General features: G+C 67.5%; 15 protein-coding genes. 11 read left to right on the top strand and 4 right to left on the bottom strand.

All coding sequences use genetic code 11. The features are described from left to right. Positions 1–551 precede the first annotated feature (551 nt). On the top strand, positions 552–1,346 hold the full coding sequence (locus U4Z31_RS28795; RefSeq protein WP_044845733.1) for an AraC family transcriptional regulator: 795 nt from the start codon (positions 552–554) through the stop codon (positions 1,344–1,346). Positions 1,347–1,408: 62 nt separating this feature from the next. Here U4Z31_RS28795 and U4Z31_RS28790 read toward each other — a convergent pair whose 3' ends face one another. Together U4Z31_RS28790 and U4Z31_RS28785 are read right to left on the bottom strand one after the other, a co-directional pair. Continuing rightward, positions 1,409–1,672, bottom strand: a complete 264-nt coding sequence (locus U4Z31_RS28790) for a hypothetical protein (RefSeq protein ID WP_059528378.1) — start codon at positions 1,670–1,672, stop codon at positions 1,409–1,411. Positions 1,673–1,958: 286 nt separating this feature from the next. Continuing rightward, entirely contained in the window at positions 1,959–3,851 is a 1,893-nt protein-coding gene (locus U4Z31_RS28785; RefSeq protein WP_321812104.1) for a bifunctional sugar phosphate isomerase/epimerase/4-hydroxyphenylpyruvate dioxygenase family protein, read from the bottom strand. Positions 3,852–4,108: 257 nt separating this feature from the next. Here U4Z31_RS28785 and aroQ point away from each other — a divergent pair, with 257 nt between their 5' ends. From aroQ to U4Z31_RS28770, 3 genes are read left to right on the top strand one after another with little or no spacing between them, the layout of a single operon-like run. Beyond that, complete coding sequence (gene aroQ, locus U4Z31_RS28780; protein WP_044845730.1) at positions 4,109–4,564, top strand: type II 3-dehydroquinate dehydratase; 456 nt, start codon at positions 4,109–4,111, stop codon at positions 4,562–4,564. Further along, entirely contained in the window at positions 4,561–5,415 is an 855-nt protein-coding gene (locus U4Z31_RS28775; RefSeq protein WP_124530200.1) for a shikimate dehydrogenase, read from the top strand. The genes aroQ and U4Z31_RS28775 overlap by 4 nt, the downstream gene beginning before the upstream one ends. Before the next feature lie 41 nt (positions 5,416–5,456). Then, entirely contained in the window at positions 5,457–6,797 is a 1,341-nt protein-coding gene (locus tag U4Z31_RS28770; protein ID WP_321812103.1) for an MFS transporter, read from the top strand. 104 nt (positions 6,798–6,901) lie between these two features. Here the strand turns inward: U4Z31_RS28770 and U4Z31_RS28765 are convergent, their stop codons facing one another. Further along, positions 6,902–8,011 carry a 2-aminoethylphosphonate--pyruvate transaminase gene (locus U4Z31_RS28765; protein ID WP_321812102.1) on the bottom strand — a complete coding sequence of 370 codons (1,110 nt, stop codon included), beginning with the start codon at positions 8,009–8,011 and terminating at the stop codon, positions 6,902–6,904. A 255-nt stretch (positions 8,012–8,266) separates the two neighbouring features. On the opposite strand from U4Z31_RS28765, the gene phnS reads away from it, so the two are divergent. Genes phnS through U4Z31_RS28730 form a run of 7 tightly spaced genes read left to right on the top strand, consistent with a single transcriptional unit; the run spans position 8,267 to position 15,558 of the window. Then, positions 8,267–9,358, top strand: a complete 1,092-nt coding sequence (phnS, locus tag U4Z31_RS28760) for a 2-aminoethylphosphonate ABC transporter substrate-binding protein (protein WP_321812101.1) — start codon at positions 8,267–8,269, stop codon at positions 9,356–9,358. Positions 9,359–9,392: 34 nt separating this feature from the next. Next, positions 9,393–10,496, top strand: a complete 1,104-nt coding sequence (phnT, locus tag U4Z31_RS28755; protein WP_044845725.1) for a 2-aminoethylphosphonate ABC transport system ATP-binding subunit PhnT — start codon at positions 9,393–9,395, stop codon at positions 10,494–10,496. Next, the gene (locus U4Z31_RS28750) at positions 10,474–11,394 is read left to right on the top strand and encodes a 2-aminoethylphosphonate ABC transporter permease subunit (protein ID WP_124489363.1); all 921 of its coding nucleotides are present in this window, start codon (positions 10,474–10,476) and stop codon (positions 11,392–11,394) included. The genes phnT and U4Z31_RS28750 overlap by 23 nt, the downstream gene beginning before the upstream one ends. Beyond that, a complete protein-coding gene (gene phnV / locus U4Z31_RS28745; RefSeq protein WP_321812100.1) occupies positions 11,384–12,244 on the top strand; it encodes a 2-aminoethylphosphonate ABC transport system, membrane component PhnV in 861 nt (286 codons plus the stop codon). Before U4Z31_RS28750 ends, phnV begins: the two co-directional genes overlap by 11 nt. Then, a complete protein-coding gene (gene phnA, locus U4Z31_RS28740; protein WP_044845722.1) occupies positions 12,241–13,551 on the top strand; it encodes a phosphonoacetate hydrolase in 1,311 nt (436 codons plus the stop codon). Before phnV ends, phnA begins: the two co-directional genes overlap by 4 nt. Continuing rightward, positions 13,548–15,002: a phosphonoacetaldehyde dehydrogenase gene (phnY, locus tag U4Z31_RS28735; RefSeq protein ID WP_321812099.1), complete on the top strand. Its 1,455-nt coding sequence runs from the start codon at positions 13,548–13,550 to the stop codon at positions 15,000–15,002. The genes phnA and phnY overlap by 4 nt, the downstream gene beginning before the upstream one ends. 4 nt (positions 15,003–15,006) lie before the next feature. Beyond that, the gene (locus U4Z31_RS28730; RefSeq protein ID WP_044845720.1) at positions 15,007–15,558 is read left to right on the top strand and encodes a phosphonate degradation HD-domain oxygenase; all 552 of its coding nucleotides are present in this window, start codon (positions 15,007–15,009) and stop codon (positions 15,556–15,558) included. Between the two features lie 99 nt (positions 15,559–15,657). Here U4Z31_RS28730 and U4Z31_RS28725 read toward each other — a convergent pair whose 3' ends face one another. Next, complete coding sequence (locus U4Z31_RS28725; RefSeq protein ID WP_321812098.1) at positions 15,658–15,816, bottom strand: hypothetical protein; 159 nt, start codon at positions 15,814–15,816, stop codon at positions 15,658–15,660. Positions 15,817–15,948 lie beyond the last annotated feature (132 nt).

Raw genomic sequence — 15,948 nt, 5'->3', positions numbered from 1 at the left:
GCCATGCGCTGCGCGGGTTGTGCCGGAATCGGCGTGCGCGGCGGCGGCGGGATGTCGTCTCGTAACCGTTGATCGAAGTCTAGATAGCGAAAATGCGCGCGTCTTGCGCGTTCGGAGCGCAGCCGGCGACGATTTCGGCATATCGTCGATAACCCTGATATATGCTGAAATCGTCATGACGAGTGCGCAAACGCGCCAAGACGCGACACGCCGGCATTTTTAGGATGGCGGGTTCGGGCGCGCGGAGTCTCGGTGCGGGCGGGGTGAGCCGATCGCGTCGGCAGCGCTGGCCGTGCGCGACGCCAGGCAACGTGCCGATCCGGAATCGTGCCGGCCGGACATGCGTGCGGCGCAGTGGTTGCGCGCACAACCGCATGGCGCGTGACGTGCTTGCCGGCCCACGCGGTCGCCCGATCAGTGCCGATCGGCGGCGCGTTGCGCTTGCCGCCATTCGCCGGGCCGCCCGATCGCTGGCCCGCGATCGCCGCGACGCGTTCGAGACGGCGCTCCTATAATCGACGCCATCAGCCACCCCCTTCGCAGATGCCGGGATGACGACCTTGCTTGCCGCACCACCCATGAGCCTGTCCGATACGTTGCGCTACCAGCCCGACAACGCCGATCTCGGCGCGATGCTCGCGCACTTCCGCCTGCTCGAGCCGGTGTTCGATGCGCTGCCCGACGTCGCGTTCTTCGTGAAGGACGCGAACGGCCGCTACGCGCTCGTCAACCGCACGCTGGCGATGCGTTGCGGCTACAAGGACAAGCGCGACCTGCTCGGCAAGACGACCGACGAAGTGTTTCCGCGCCGCTTCGGCAAGACCTATTTCGAGCAGGACATGGCGACGATCACCGCGGGCCAGCAGCTGATGGACCAGCTCGAGCTGCATCTGTATCCGGGCCGCCAGCCGGGCTGGTGCCTGACCTGCAAGGAGCCGCTGCGCGACGCGGCCGGCAAGGTGGTCGGCCTCGCGGGCATCTCGCGCGACCTGAAGGCGCACGAGGGCTCGCATCCGGCCTACAGCAAGCTCGCCGACGTGGTGCAGCACATCCAGGATCACTACGTGCAGCCGCTGAACCTGAAGCAGCTCGCGCAGATGGCGGGGATGTCGGTCGCGCAGCTGGAGCGCTACTTCCACAAGGTGTTCCACCTGACGCCGCGCCAGGTGCTGCTGAAGACGCGGCTCGATGCGGCCACGGCGCTGCTGGTCACGCACGACAAGGTGACCGACGTCGCGGCGCTATGCGGATATACGGATCACAGCGCGTTCACGCGCCAGTTCAAGGCGACGGTCGGCGTGACGCCGACGGAATACCGGCTGATGCTGCAGGACCGGGCAGGGTGAAGTGACGCGCCGGCCGGGCCGGCGGATCTGAAGGGGCGAGACGGGATTCGGCGTGCGGCGGCTCAGCGGTAGCCGAGCCCTTTCAGGACGGCCGTGCCGTCTTCGGTCAGCCGGAAGCTCGGCGCCGTGTCGGCGTCGAGCTTGATCATCTCGACGAGGCCGGCTTCCTGCAGCGCGGGCAATTCGGGTTTGGCGTTCGCGCCGATCGGTGCGTGCAGCAGCACGAGCAGCGTCGCGATTTCATGATGGCTGAGCAAACGGCGCAGCATCGTCTTTTTCACTGGGGGGGCGGCCGGGCGGCCCGCGGGTGCATCTACGGCGCTCATCGCTGTCCTCCTTTTCGGGGTATCCATCGGGTACTGGTTGCGGATGGTGCCGTCGGAGACTTAAGCGATTCTTAAAACGGCCGCGGCCGCGCGAATGCTGCGGTGCGGTGTGCGTTACTGGATGTAACGCCCGCCGGGCGGCCGTTTCCGGCCGCCGGCGGCCGGCCTTGCCGGACGGGGCGCCGCGGCGGGATTCACCACGATGGTGCGGTCGCGCGGCGCGCGTCGCAGGGTCGTCGTGTTTTTCTCCTTCGATTCGACCCCTGAACGAAATTCCGTTGCTCCCTTATTTCCTGCGCTGGGCCTGCGCGGCGAGCCGCACGGCGGCGTTGGCCGCGCCGTAGCCGTCGTAGCCGCCGCGCCGCTCGACGATTTCGAGCGAGAAGCGGTTGTCGACCAGCTCGGTATACGCGTGCAGGAATTCACTGCCGTTTTCGTCGCGGTCGTACAGCAGGTGGTGGGCGCTCAGCGTGTCGATCAGCTCGTCCGGCAACGCGTAGCGCGCGGCCAGATCGTCGTAGTAGTTCGGCGGGATCCGCAGGAACGGCACGCCGTCGGCCGCGAACGCGGCGACCGTCTTCACGATGTCGTCGGTCCGGAACGCGACGTGGTTCAGCCCCGTGCCGTGATAGCGGTCGAGCGATTCGGCGACGGCCGTATGACGGTCGACCGACGCATTCAGCGCGATCCGCACCGAACCGTCCGTGCTGCGCACCGCGCGGCTGCGCATCAGGCCGTACGGATCGGGCACGAGCCAGCTGCGCTCGGCCTCGAAGCCGAAGGCGGTCTTGAAGAACAGGATCCACGTGTCGAGTGCGTCGGCCGGCAGCGCGAGGCAGACGTGGTCGATGCCCGTCAGCGGGCCGACCTCGCTCGGGCCGTCGATGTCGGTCAGCACGAAATCCGATTCATACAGCGTCGGCGCGTTCGGCGTCTCGTCGACGAAGTATTCGAGGCTGCCGTCCGGCGCCTGCACGCCCGGCAGCACGCGCTCGTTCGGGCCGACGCGCCCGGAAAACGGCGCGTAGCCGAAGCCGGCCGCGCGCTCGAATGCCACTTTCGCATCGTCGACGCGGAACGCCGACGCACACAGCGACAACCCGTGCTGCTGGAAGAACGCGTCGGCGAACGAGTCGCGCTCGGCGTTCAGCACGATCGACGCGGCGCCGTGCTGGAACAGCGTCACGTCCTTCGACCGATGGCGGCCTGCGAGCCGGAATCGCATCCGGCCGAGCCATTCGCCGACGGTGGCCGCCGCCTGCGCATCGACCGCGAATTCGATGAACTGGAACCCGACGTGCGCGGGCGGCGCAGGCGGCGCGAACAGCGGTTGGTCGGCGGCCGGCGCGCGGCCGTCCTGCGCGAGTCGCGCGCGCGTCAGTTCTTCCAGATAGAGCAGCGAGCGGTGGCCGTCGGCGGCCGTGATCGCGGTCGGCGCGGCGCGGAAGCCGTCGTTGAAAATCTCGAGCGACAGCGGCCCCTTGTAACCGGACTCGATCACGCGGGCGGTGAAGCGCGCGAGGTCGAAGTCGCCCTGGCCGGGGAACGAGCGGTAGTGGCGGCTCCATTCGAGCACGTCCATCGCGAGCTTCGGCGCATCGGCGATCTGCACGAACGCGATCCGGTCGCCCGGGATGTCGGCGATCGCGTCCGGCGAATCGTCGAGCGACAGCGTATGGAAGCTGTCGAGCGCGAGGCCGAGGTGCGGGCTGTTCACCGCGTTCACGAGCCGCCACGCATGGCCGTACCGGTTCACGACGCGGCCCCACGCGAGCGCCTCGTACGCGGCGACCACGCCCGCCTGCCGCGCGGCTTCGGCGAGCGCGCCGAGCTGGTCGACCAGCAGCGCGTCGTCCGCGATCGTGTCGGGCGACACGCTGCTGCACACCAGGATGCGGTCGGTGCCGAGCGCGTGCATCACGTCGAACTTGCGGCGGATGCGGTCGAGATTGCGGGCGAGCTGGGCCGGGCTCACGCCCTCGAAGTCGCGAAACGGCTGGAACAGCACGATGTCGAGGCCGAGATCGGCGGCCATGCGCCGCACGTCGGCGGGCGATCCGTCGAAGTAGACGAGGTCGTTCTCGAAGATTTCGACACCGTCGAAGCCGGCGGCCTGGATGGCGGCGAGCTTCTCGGCGAGCGTGCCGGACAGTGACACGGTGGCGATCGAGCGCTGCATGGGCGAATCCTGCGGATGAGCGGGGTGTGGCGTCGGCCGGATCGGGCCGGAATGAACCAGTCGTTGAATTACCGGTGAGCGCCATATCCCGAATTTACTAGGGGAGTGAGTGAAATTATACAAACTAACTAGGTGGTACAAATTAGCGAAAACCCGAAAAGACATTGCGCTTGCGCAAGCGCACACTAGCGCCAAATCTTGACGTCAGAGGGCGAAGTCGACTAGCGATTCGCCCCTGTTTTAGGAGCAGAAACACCATGAGCAAGCACAAGGTGCTGGTGCTGAACGGCCCGAACCTGAATCTGCTGGGGACCCGCGAGCCCCATATCTACGGCGCGGAAACCCTCGCCGACCTCGAGCAGCGTTGCCGCACGGCGGCCGACGGGCTCGGGCTGGAGATCGACTTCCGCCAGTCGAACGCCGAGCACCAGCTGATCGACTGGCTGCATGCCGCGCGTCACGACACGCACGGCATCGTGATCAATCCGGCCGCCTACACGCACACGTCGGTCGCGCTGGCCGACGCGCTGTCCGCGATCGCGAAACCCGTGATCGAGGTGCACATCTCCAACGTGCATCGCCGCGAGGCATTCCGTCACCACTCTTATGTGTCGGCGGTGGCCGAAGCCGTGATCTGCGGCTGCGGCACCGAAGGCTACGTATTCGCGCTACAGCGCCTGTCGACCATTTTTGCCCAAGGAGCCGCACGATGAGCCGCCCGTCTTTTCTGATCGGCCTGATCGGCCAGGGCATCGGCGGTTCGCTGTCGCCCGCGATGCATGAGGAAGAAGGCTTCCGCCAGGGATTCGGCTACGTGTACCGCCGCATCGATCTGGACGTGCTCGGCGTGACCGCCGACGCGCTGCCGGAACTGCTCGATGCCGCGCAGCGGATGGGCTACAACGGGCTCAACATCACGCATCCTTGCAAGCAGCGCGTGATCGAGCACCTCGACGCACTGTCTGACGACGCGCGCGCACTCGGCGCGGTCAACACCGTGCTGTTCAAGGATGGCAAGCGGATCGGCCACAACACCGACTGGTCGGGTTTCGCGAAGTCGTTCCGCCGCGGCCTGCCCGATGCGTCGCTCGAACGTGTCGTGCAGCTCGGCGCGGGCGGCGCGGGTGCGGCCGTCGCGCATGCGGCGCTGCAGATGGGTGCCGCCGACCTGACGATCTTCGACGTCGACGGCACGCGCGCCACCGCGCTCGCGGGTGAACTGCAGCAGCGCTTCCCGGCCGCCCGGGTCACGCCGGGCAGCGATCTCGCGGCCGCGATGCAGGCCGCGACCGGCCTGATCCATTGCACGCCGACCGGCATGGCCAAGCATCCGGGCCTGCCGCTGCCGGCCGAGCTGCTCCGCGCGGGCATGTGGGTCGCCGACATCGTGTATTTCCCGCTCGAAACCGAACTGATCCGCGCCGCGCGCGCGGCCGGCTGCGCGACGCTGCCGGGCGGCGGGATGGCCGTGTACCAGGCCGTCGATGCGTTCGAGATCTTCACCGGACGAACGCCGGACGACGAACGGATGTTCGAACACTTTCAGTCGCTCGTCGCACGCTGACCCTTCTAGCGACCAGCTGAAAAATAGACCAGGAGACAACCATGCAGCACACCACCCACACGAACGCCGCGCCCGCGGCGGCCGGTACGGTCCGGCGGACCTCGGCGCGCTACAAGATCCTCGCGCTGCTCGCGATCGGCACGATGATCAACTATCTCGACCGTACCGTGCTGGGGGTGGCTGCGCCGCAGCTCACCAAGGAGCTCGGCATCAACGCGGCCGTGATGGGCATCATGTTCTCCGCGTTCTCGTGGACGTACGTCGCGATGCAGGTGCCCGGCGGCCTGTTCCTCGACCGCTTCGGCAGCAAGATCACCTATTACTGGTCGATGACGCTGTGGTCGCTGTGCACGCTCCTGCAGGGCTTCGTGCCCGGCGTCGGGACGCTGCTCGCATGCCGGCTCGGCCTCGGCGTGACGGAAGCGCCGTGTTTCCCGACCAATAGCCGCGTCGTCGCGACGTGGTTCCCGCAGAATGAACGCGCGATGGCGACCGGCACCTACACCGTCGGCGAGTACATCGGTCTCGCGTTCTTCAGCCCCGTGCTGTTCGCGCTGATGGGGGCGTTCGGCTGGCGTTCGCTGTTCTGGGTCGTCGGCGGGGTCGGCATCGTGTTCGGCCTGGTCTGGTGGAAGTTCTATCACGAGCCGCGCAACCATCCGGCCGCGAATTCGGAAGAACTCGCGTACATCGAAGCGGGCGGCGGTCTCGTGCACGGCGTGCGCAAGGACGGCGACAAGGGCGGCAAGCCCGCCCAGGCCAAGTTCAGCTGGGCGATGGCCGGCCGGCTGCTGAAGAAGCGCCAGCTCGCGGGGATCTGCCTCGGCCAGTTCGCCGGCAACTCGACGCTCGTGTTCTTCCTGACCTGGTTCCCGACCTATCTCGCGACCGAGCGCCACATGGGCTGGCTGAAGATCGGCTTCTTCGCGATCATGCCGTTCATTGCCGCGTCGGTCGGCGTGATGTTCGGCGGGATCTTCTCCGACTGGTTGCTGCGCCGCGGCAAGTCCGCGAACCTCGCACGCAAGCTGCCGATCATCGCCGGCCTGCTGCTCGCGTCGACGATCATTCTCGCGAACTACGTGCAAAGCAACGAAGCCGTGATCGCGATCATGTCGGTCGCGTTCTTCGCGCAGGGGATGGCTGCGCTCGGCTGGACGCTCGTGTCCGACATCGCGCCGGACGGCCTGCTCGGCGTGACCGGCGGCATCTTCAACTTCGCGGCGAACCTGGCCGGCATCATCACGCCGCTCGTCGTCGGCTTCATCGTCGCGTCGACCGGCTCGTTCGTCGGTGCGCTGGTGTTCATCGGCGTGATCGCGTTGATCGGTGCGCTGTCGTACATCTTCGTCGTCGGCGACATCAAGCGGATCGAACTGTAAGCACCGGCTCCACGCACTCTCGGTGCGTTCGCCCGGCGACCTGTGGGTCGCCGGGCTTTTTTGTATCCGCTCGCGACTGCGAAGCGGTTCAGGCCGCCGCGCGCTCACGCGTGCCGCATCGTGATCCCGAGCGATTCGACCGCCTGTGCGATCGCCGCGACCGCCCGCCGGATGTCGCCGGCATCGATCGCGCCGATGCAGCCGACGCGGAACGTCTCGAGTTGCGTCAGCTTGCCCGGATACAGGATGAAGCCCGCGTCGCGCACCGCGTCGTAGAAGCGGCGGAAATCGTAGGCCGGATGGTCGGGCGCATGGAACGTGACGATCACGGGCGCCTGCACGCCGGCGTCGAGGAACGGCGTGAAGCCGAGCGCGCGCATTGATTCGACCAGCGTCCGGCAGTTTTCCGCATAGCGCGCACCGCGCGCGGGCTGGCCGCCTTCGGCCAGGTACTGGTCGAGCGCGGCGCGCAGCGCGGCGATCACGTGGGTCGGTGGTGTGAAACGCCACTGGCCCGTCTTGCGCAGGTACGCGTACTGATCGTGGAGGTCGAGCGCGAGCGACCGCGAGTTGCCTTCGCACGCGTCGAGCGCAGCACGCCGCACAATCGCGAACCCCATCCCCGGCACGCCTTCCAGGCATTTGCCGCTCGCCGAGATCAGCGCGTCGATCCCGCTGTCCGCCAGCGTGATCGGCAGCGCGCCGAACGAACTCATCGCATCGACGATCAGCCGCTTGCCGTGCCGCCGGCACACGGCCGCGATCGCGTCGAGCGGATTCAGGATGCCGGCACTTGTTTCCAGGTGCACCAGCGCGACGTGCGTGATGCGCGGCTCGCGCGCGAACGCGGCTTCGACCGCGCCGGGGTCGACCGCCGCGTTCTCGCCGAACGGCAGCGCGATCGACTCGATGCCGAGCCGGCCGAGGATCTTCAGGATGCGCGCGCAATACGCGCCGTTGTCCGGCACCAGCACGACGCCGTCGCGCGGCACCAGCGTGCCGAGCGCGGCTTCGACGGAAAACGTGCCGCTGCCTTGCATCGGCACGCACACGTATGCGTCGCCGCCGCGCGCGATCGCGACGAGATCCGTGCAGACGCTCGCCGTCAGTTGATTGAAAGCGGCGTCCCATGAGCCCCAGTCGTGTTGCATTGCGTGGCGTGTTGTGGCGGACGTGGTGAGCGGGCCGGGCGTGAGCAGAATCGGGTCCGACATGATTTTTCTCCAGCAAAGATCGGATGAAACGCCAGGGCGGCATTTCTGAATGACTTGCATGATATTGGCAAAATGTGTCATTTTTTGGAAATTGTGGCACACGTCACGGCGTTGTCATCGAACGCTGTGATCCTTCGGTTGCCGCGCGAAACCACCTGCAGCGCGGCAGCGAGACGGGCCGGTTGTCGGTCTGTCCGACTGAAAGGAGCCGGATCGTGCCCCGGCCGTTTGGTGTTCCGCCTACGGAGAAGTGAGATGACACTGCAGAATTCCTCGCGCGCCGCTGCCGGCGCGTTCCGCAAGCTCGCGCTGGCCGCCTGCGCCGCCGGTCTGCTGCAAGGCGTGGCGATGCCCGCGCACGCGGCGAACGCGGTCGTGCTGTATACGGCGGACGGTCTCGAGAACCTCTATCGCGATGTGCTGCCGGCGTTCGAGAAGAAGGAAGGCGTCAAGGTCAACATCGTGACGGCGGGCAGCGGCGAGGTCGTCAACCGCGCGAACATCGAAAAGAATTCGCCGAAGGCGGACGTGATCGTCACGCTGCCGCCGTTCATCCAGCAAGCCGGCCAGATGGGCCTGCTGCAGCCATACCAGAGCGTGAACTACAAGAACGTGCCGGCGATCGCGAAGGCGGAAGACGGCACCTGGGCGACGTTCGTGAACAACTACTTCTCGTTCGCGATCAACCCGGACGTCGTGAAAAGCCAGCCGAAGACGTTCGCCGACCTGCTGTCGCCGGCCTACGCGGGCAAGGTCGCGTACTCGAACCCGGCGACCGCCGGCGACGGGATGGCCGTGCTGATCCTGACGACGTCGCTGATGGGCGAGGACAAGGCGTTCGACTACCTCGCGAAGCTGTCGCAGAGCGTGAAGTTCCACACGAAGGGCACCGGCTACCTGAACGTGCTGCTGTCGCGTAACGAGATCAGCGTCGCGAACGGCGACCTGCAGATGGATCTCGACGACGCCGAGCACGGCGCGCTGTCCGTCAAGCCGATCTTCCTGGCAGCGAAGGACGGCGACCAGCCGACCACGTTCCAGCTGCCGTACGGCATCGGCCTGATCAAGAGTGGCCCGAACCAGGAGGCCGGCAAGAAGCTGATCGACTACCTGATGTCGACCGACGTGCAGTCGAAGGTGCCGGACATGTACGGCATCCCGGGCCGCACGGACGTGCCGCTGGCCGGCAAGAACGGCGAAGCGGTCAAGAAGGCGATCGCGGGCGTGAAGCTGATCCCGGTCGACTGGACCCAGGTGATGGCGAAGAAGCCGGTGTGGATCGAGCGCTGGAAGAAGGACGTGATCGGCAGCTCGGGCAAGCAGCTCGACGTCGTCAAGCCGAAGTGATCGGCGCACGCTGCCTGTATTAGTGAGCAAGAGGATGAACCCGGTGGAAACCACCCTGACCCATCCCGGCGCTTTCGGCGCCGCCGAACCGCAAGCAACGCTGCGGTCCGGCGCGCCGGGCGGCGTGCAGATCGAGCACCTGAGCGTGCGCTACGGCGCACGCACGGTGCTGGAAGATCTGTCGCTGTCGATCGGCGCCGGTGAATTTCTGACCGTGCTCGGCAAGAGCGGCTGCGGCAAGACCACGCTGCTGCGCTTCATCGCCGGGTTCGTGAAGGCCGACGGCCTGACCGGCACGCTGACCGTGGCCGGACGCGACCTGACCCATGCGCCGCCGCACAAGCGCAACCTCGGTCTGCTGTTCCAGAATTACGCGCTGTTCCCGCACCTGTCGGTGTTCGAGAACGTCGCCTTCGGGCTGCGCGCACGCGGCATGGCGTCGCCGGAGGTGACGCGCCGCGTCGCCGACGCGCTGAAGCTCGTGCAACTCGGCGACGCGGGCCACCATCTGCCCGCGCAACTGTCCGGCGGGATGCAGCAGCGCGTCGCGCTGGCGCGCGCGCTCGTGATCGAGCCGGACGTGCTGCTGCTCGACGAGCCGCTGTCGGCGCTCGACGCCAATCTGCGCGCATCGGTGCGCAGCGAACTGAAGGCGCTGCACGAGCGCCTGCCGAACCTGACCGTCGTCTGCGTGACGCACGACCGCGACGACGCGCTCGTGCTGTCCGACCGCGCGCTGCTGATGCGCGACGGCCGCATCGCGCAGCTCGGCACGCCGCAGCAGCTGTACGACGCGCCGCGGGACGGCTACGTCGCGCGCTATCTCGGCCCGGCCAACCTGCTGCCGCCGCACGTGATCTTCCCGCTCGGCGATCCGCGTCACGACGTGCGCGGCAAGGTCGCGTGCGTGCGCCCCGAGCGGCTGACCGTGATGCCGCTGGCGGCGGGCGGCCTGCACGGCACGGTGTCGTCGGTCGAATGGCAGGGCGCGGACCTGTCGATCGCGGTCATGATCGACGCGGCGCCCGACGAACCCGTGCGCGTGACGATGCAACGCGGCCGCGGCGCGGCTCCCGAGCGCGGTGCGCGCGTGTCCCTGCATTGCGAGGCAGACGATGTCGTCCTTATCGAGCCCTGAAGCCGGCCTGCCGCCGCACGTGCTCGCGTCGGCCGCCGCGCATGCCGCCGCCGCGCGGCGCCGCAAGCGCATGGGCGACCTGCACCTCGCCGCGCTCGCGATCGTCGTGCTCGGCCCGCTCGTCGTCTATCCGCTGGTGCGGCTCGTGCTGCTGAGCGTGTCCGGCGATCATGGGCTGAGCTTTGCCGCATACCGGACCTTCTTCGGCAACCCCGATACGCGCAACGTGCTGCTGACGACGGTCGGCGTGCTGTTCGCGAGCGCCGGCACCGCATCGGTGCTCGGCGTGCTGCTGGCCGCGCTGCTGTTCTTCAAGCCGTTCCCGGGCGCGTCGCTCGTCACGCGCTTCCTGGAACTGTACGTCGCGTTCCCGTCGTTCCTCGTCGCGTTCACCTTGATCTTCCTGTACGGCTCGCAAGGCTCGATCAGCATCGCGCTGCAGCACCTGTTCCATCTCGAGAACCCGCCGCTCGACTTCCTGTTCGGCATCGGCGGCGTGATCCTCGCGCAGACCGTGTTCTATACACCGTTCGTCGTGCGGCCGACGCTCGCGTCGTTCGCGACGCTCGACCTGCGCCTGATCGAAGCGGCGCGCAGCCTCGGCGCGTCCGGCTGGATGCTCGCGCGCCGCGTCGTGCTGCCGATCGCGTGGCCGGGCATCGCCGCCGGCACGGTGCTGTGTTTCCTGCTGACGCTGAACGAGTTCGGGATCCTGCTCGTGCTCGGCAGCGCGCGGCTCGTCACGCTGCCGGTCGCGATCTACAGCAGCGCGACCGTCGACCTCGACCTGCCGACCGCGTCGGCCGGCGCGGTCGTGATGCTCGCGCTGTCGCTGGCGCTCTATACGGTTTATCGCCGGGTGAACCGGCGTGCGACGGGAGGGAACGATGTCCGCTGAATTCCATATCGGGCAAGCCGTGCCGCGTCATCGGATCGGCTGGAGCGACACGCTGCTCAAGCATGCGTCGCGCGCCGCGCTCGCGCTGGCCGCGTTCGCCTGCTTCTGGCTGTTCGTGCTGCCGGTCATCGTCGTTGCGCTGTCGAGCGTGTCGACGCAGTGGTCGGGCACGATCCTGCCGGCCGGCTACAGCCTGCGCTGGTTCGAGCGGCTCGGGTCGCCGGAATACGACGCGCTGCTGACGAGCCTCGAAATCGGCTTCGGCGTGTCGGCGATCGGCACGATCCTCGGGCTGTGGCTTGCGCTTGCACTCGAGGGGCGCGACCGGCGCGGTCTCGGCGCGGTCGTCGACGCGCTCGTGATGGTGCCGAACGGCGTGCCGAGCGTCGTGCTCGGGCTCGCGGTGCTGATCGCGTATCACCAGAAGCCGCTCGACTTGTCGAGCTCCGCGGCGATCGTCGTGCTCGTGCAGCTCGCGCTGATCCTGCCGTTCTGCTATCGCTGCGCGGCCGCCGCGCAGCGCCCGGAGCTGACCGTGCTGCGCGAAGCGGCGGCGAGCCTCGGTGCACCGCCCGCGATGGTGCTGCGCCGCGTGCTGCTGCCGCAGCTCGTGCCGGCGCTGCGCGCGAGCCTCGCGCTCGGCTTCGCGCTGTCGCTCGGCGAACTCGGCGCGACGCTGACCGTCTATCCGCCGGGTTTCGCGACCGTGCCGATCGTCGTGATCGGCCAGGTTGAGCGCGGCTATTACCTGCCCGCCTCGGCGTTGTCGCTGCTGATGCTCGGCGCGTCGCTCGCGGCGCTGCTGCTGATCGCCGCGCGCGTGCCGCGCGGCAAGCGGGCGGCATCATGAACGCCGCGTTCGCATTGCGACAGCCCGGCGAGCAATCGGCCGCGGGCAAGGGTTCCGCGGATCTCGCGGGACGTTCCGTCGACGTCAACGGCCGACGCTACCGGCTACCGGTCGAACCGACCGTCGTCATCTGCGTCGACGGCTGCGAGTACGACTATCTCGAGCGTGCGGTGGAAGCGGGCGTCGCGCCGTTCATCGGCCGGATGATCGCGCAAGGCACCGCGTGGCGCGCCGACTGCGTCGTGCCGACCTTCACCAACCCGAACAACCTGTCGATCGTCTGCGGCGTGCCGCCGTCGGTTCATGGGATCTGCGGCAACTACTTCTGGGATCCGGCCGCCGACGGCGGTCGCGGCGCCGAAGTGATGATGAACGACCCGGCCTACCTGCGGGCCGGCACGCTGCTCGCGGCGGCGTCCGATGCCGGCGCGCGGGTGGCCGTCGTCACGGCGAAGGACAAGCTGCGCCGGCTGCTCGGCTGGCAGATGAACGGCATCTGTTTTTCCGCCGAGAAGGCCGCGCAGGCGAATCTCGCGGAAAACGGGATCGTCGACGTGCTCGACTGGGTCGGCCTGCCGTCGCCGGACGTGTACAGCGCGGCATTGTCCGAATTCGTGTTCGCGGCCGGCGTGCGGCTCGCGCAGACGCGCCAGGTCGACCTGATGTACCTGTCGACCACCGACTACGTGCAGCACAAGTGCGAGCCGGGCAGTGCCGGCGCGAACGCGTTCTACGCAATGATGGACGGCTATCTCGCGCAGCTCGATGCGCTCGGCTGGGCGATCGGGCTCACGGCTGACCACGGGATGAACGCGAAGCACGATCCGGCCACGGGCCGCCCGAACGTGATCTATCTTCAGGATGCGTTTGACGGCTGGTTCGGTGCGCGGGCCGCACGCGTGATCCTGCCGATCACCGATCCATACGTCGTGCACCACGGCGCGCTCGGCTCGTTCGCGACCGTCTACCTGGCGCCCGGCGTCGACCGGATCGAAGCGATGTGGCGCGTCGGCGGGCTCGATGGTGTCGAACTCGTACTCGACAACGCGGAAGCGGCCGCGCGCTTCGAACTGCCGGCCGACCGGATCGGGGATCTCGTCGTGATCGGTCGGCGCGACATGACGCTCGGCACGCGCGAGCGCGAACACGACCTGTCCGGCCTGACCGTGCCGCTGCGTTCGCACGGCGGCGTGTCCGAGCAGGAGGTGCCGTTGCTGTTCAACCGTCGGATCGAGCGGGACGACCCTGCACGTCGTCCGCGCAACTTCGACGTCTTCGATTTCGTGCTGAATCGGGTCGCGACATGATGGCTCACCCTCGACAGGATCACCCCGCGTTTCGCGCCGAGGCGCTGCGCTGGTGCGGCACGCGCGCGACGCGCGACCGTGTGCTCGACGTCGTCGATCCGTACACCGGCACGCGCGTCGGTACGGCGCCGCTGGCGAGCGTCGACGATGTGCGCGCCGCGTTCGACTACGCGATGGCGTACCGGCCCGCGCTCACGCGCTACGAGCGTTCGCAGATCCTCGAGCGCGCGGCCGCGCTGCTGCGCGAGCGTGCCGAGGAGGCATCCGACCTGATCACGCTCGAGTCGGGATTGTCGAAACAGGATTCGCGCTACGAGATCGGTCGCGTTGCCGACGTGCTGAAGTTTGCGTCGGTCGAAGCGCTGCGCGACGACGCGCAGAGCTTCTCGTGCGACCTGACGCCCCACGGCAAGGCGCGCCGCGTGTTCTCGCAGCGCCAGCCGCTCGATGGCGTGATCGTCGCGATCACGCCGTTCAATCACCCGATGAACCAGGTCGCGCACAAGATCGCGCCGGCGATTGCGACCAACAACCGCGTGATCGTGAAGCCGTCGGAGAAGGTGCCGCTGTCGGCGTTTTATCTGGCGGACCTGCTGTATGAAGCCGGTTTGCCGGAGCCGATGCTGCAGGTGCTGACCGGCGACCCGCGCGAAATCGCGGACGAACTCGTCACGCATCCGCATGCATCGCTGATCACCTTTACGGGCGGCGTGTCGATCGGCAAGGCGATCGCCGCGCGGGCCGGCTACCGGCGCATCGTGCTGGAGCTGGGCGGCAACGATCCGCTGATCGTCCTCGGCGATGCCGATCTGGAACGTGCGGCATCGCTGGCCGTGCTCGGTTCGTACCGCAATTCGGGGCAGCGCTGCACGGCCGTCAAGCGGATCCTGGTACAGCGCTCGGTCGCGCCGGCGTTTACCGAGCTGCTCGTCGAGAAGACGCGCGCCTGGAAGTACGGCGATCCGTTCGATCCCGCAAACGAAATGGGCACGGTGATCGACGACGTCGCGGCGCGGCTGTTCGAGGCCCGGGTCGGCGAGGCGGTCGCGCAGGGGGCGCGCCTGCTGACCGGCAACGTGCGGCGCGGTGCGCTCTATTCGCCGACCGTGCTCGACAACGTTGATCCGTCGATGACGCTCGTGTGCGAGGAGACCTTCGGCCCCGTTTCACCCGTCATCGCGTTCGACACGATCGACGACGCGATCCGGATCAGCAACGGCACGGCGTTCGGGCTGTCGTCGGGCATCTGTACGGACAGTACGGCCGCGGTCGTGCGGTTCGTGAACGAGCTGAACGTCGGGACGGTGAATGTCTGGGAGGTGCCCGGTTACCGGATCGAGCTGTCGCCGTTCGGCGGGATCAAGGATTCGGGGCTCGGCTATAAGGAAGGCGTTCAGGAAGCGATGAAGAGCTTCACGAATCTGAAGACGTTTTCGCTGCCTTGGGAGTGAGCGGATGGCATTGACGGTAGACGAGATTCACGGGCTGTATCGCGAGCACGGCCACGTTGCCTATAGCGGCGAACCCGTCACGCAGCTGGAGCATGCGTTGCAGAGCGGCTTGCTGGCGGAGGAGGCGGGCGCCGACGAGGCGCTGGTCGCGGCGGCGTTCCTGCATGATCTGGGGCATTTGCTGAATCGGCAGGGCGAGACGCCGAGCGCGCGCGGGATCGACGACCTGCATCAGTATTACGTGCTGCCGTTCCTGCGGCCGCTGTTTTCGGACGCGGTTCTGGAGCCGATCCGGCTGCACGTCGACGCGAAGCGTTGCCTGTGCCGCACGGACGCCGGCTACTTCGAGAGCCTGTCGCCGGATTCGGTGCGCAGCCTCGCGCTGCAGGGCGGCATCTTCAGTGAAGCGGAGACGGCGGCATTCCTGCAGCGCCCGTTCGCGGAAGACGCGCTGCGCCTGCGCCGCTGGGACGATACGGCCAAGGAAGAGGGCAAGGCGACGCCGGACCTCGATCACTATATGGAGATCGTGGCGCGCCAGGTGCGTGTGAGCTGACGATTCGGCTGCATCCATATAAGCCCCCGCACGCGGCAGCGTGCGGGGGCTTATATTTTTCGCGAAACCCCTTGCGCGATTGCCGGCAGGTGCTTAGAATCACGCCTCTTTCGCGCTAACGGAAACGCAGCGCGGAGGAAGAAGGGAAGCGGTGCTGTCGGGCGGGTCGTAGCGGCCTCGGCGGCGCAGGAAGTTGAACCCCAGTCGTCGCAACGAAGCAGTTAAAAAGTTGTTGACGAACTGAAAAAGACGGTTCATAATTTCACTTCTCTGCTGCTGAAAACGCAGCGCTGCTGAGAAACACGAAGTTTCTCGCAGAAATGCTCTTTAAAAATTAACAGCCGATAAGTGTGGGCGCTTGATGGCCGCGAGCTGATCTTCGGATCAGAT

It is taken from the genome of Burkholderia sp. BCC1985 (assembly GCF_905339915.1).
GTDB lineage: Bacteria > Pseudomonadota > Gammaproteobacteria > Burkholderiales > Burkholderiaceae > Burkholderia.
Note: the sequence above shows the minus strand (reverse complement) of the source record. Positions and strands in the feature narration are given on the sequence as shown.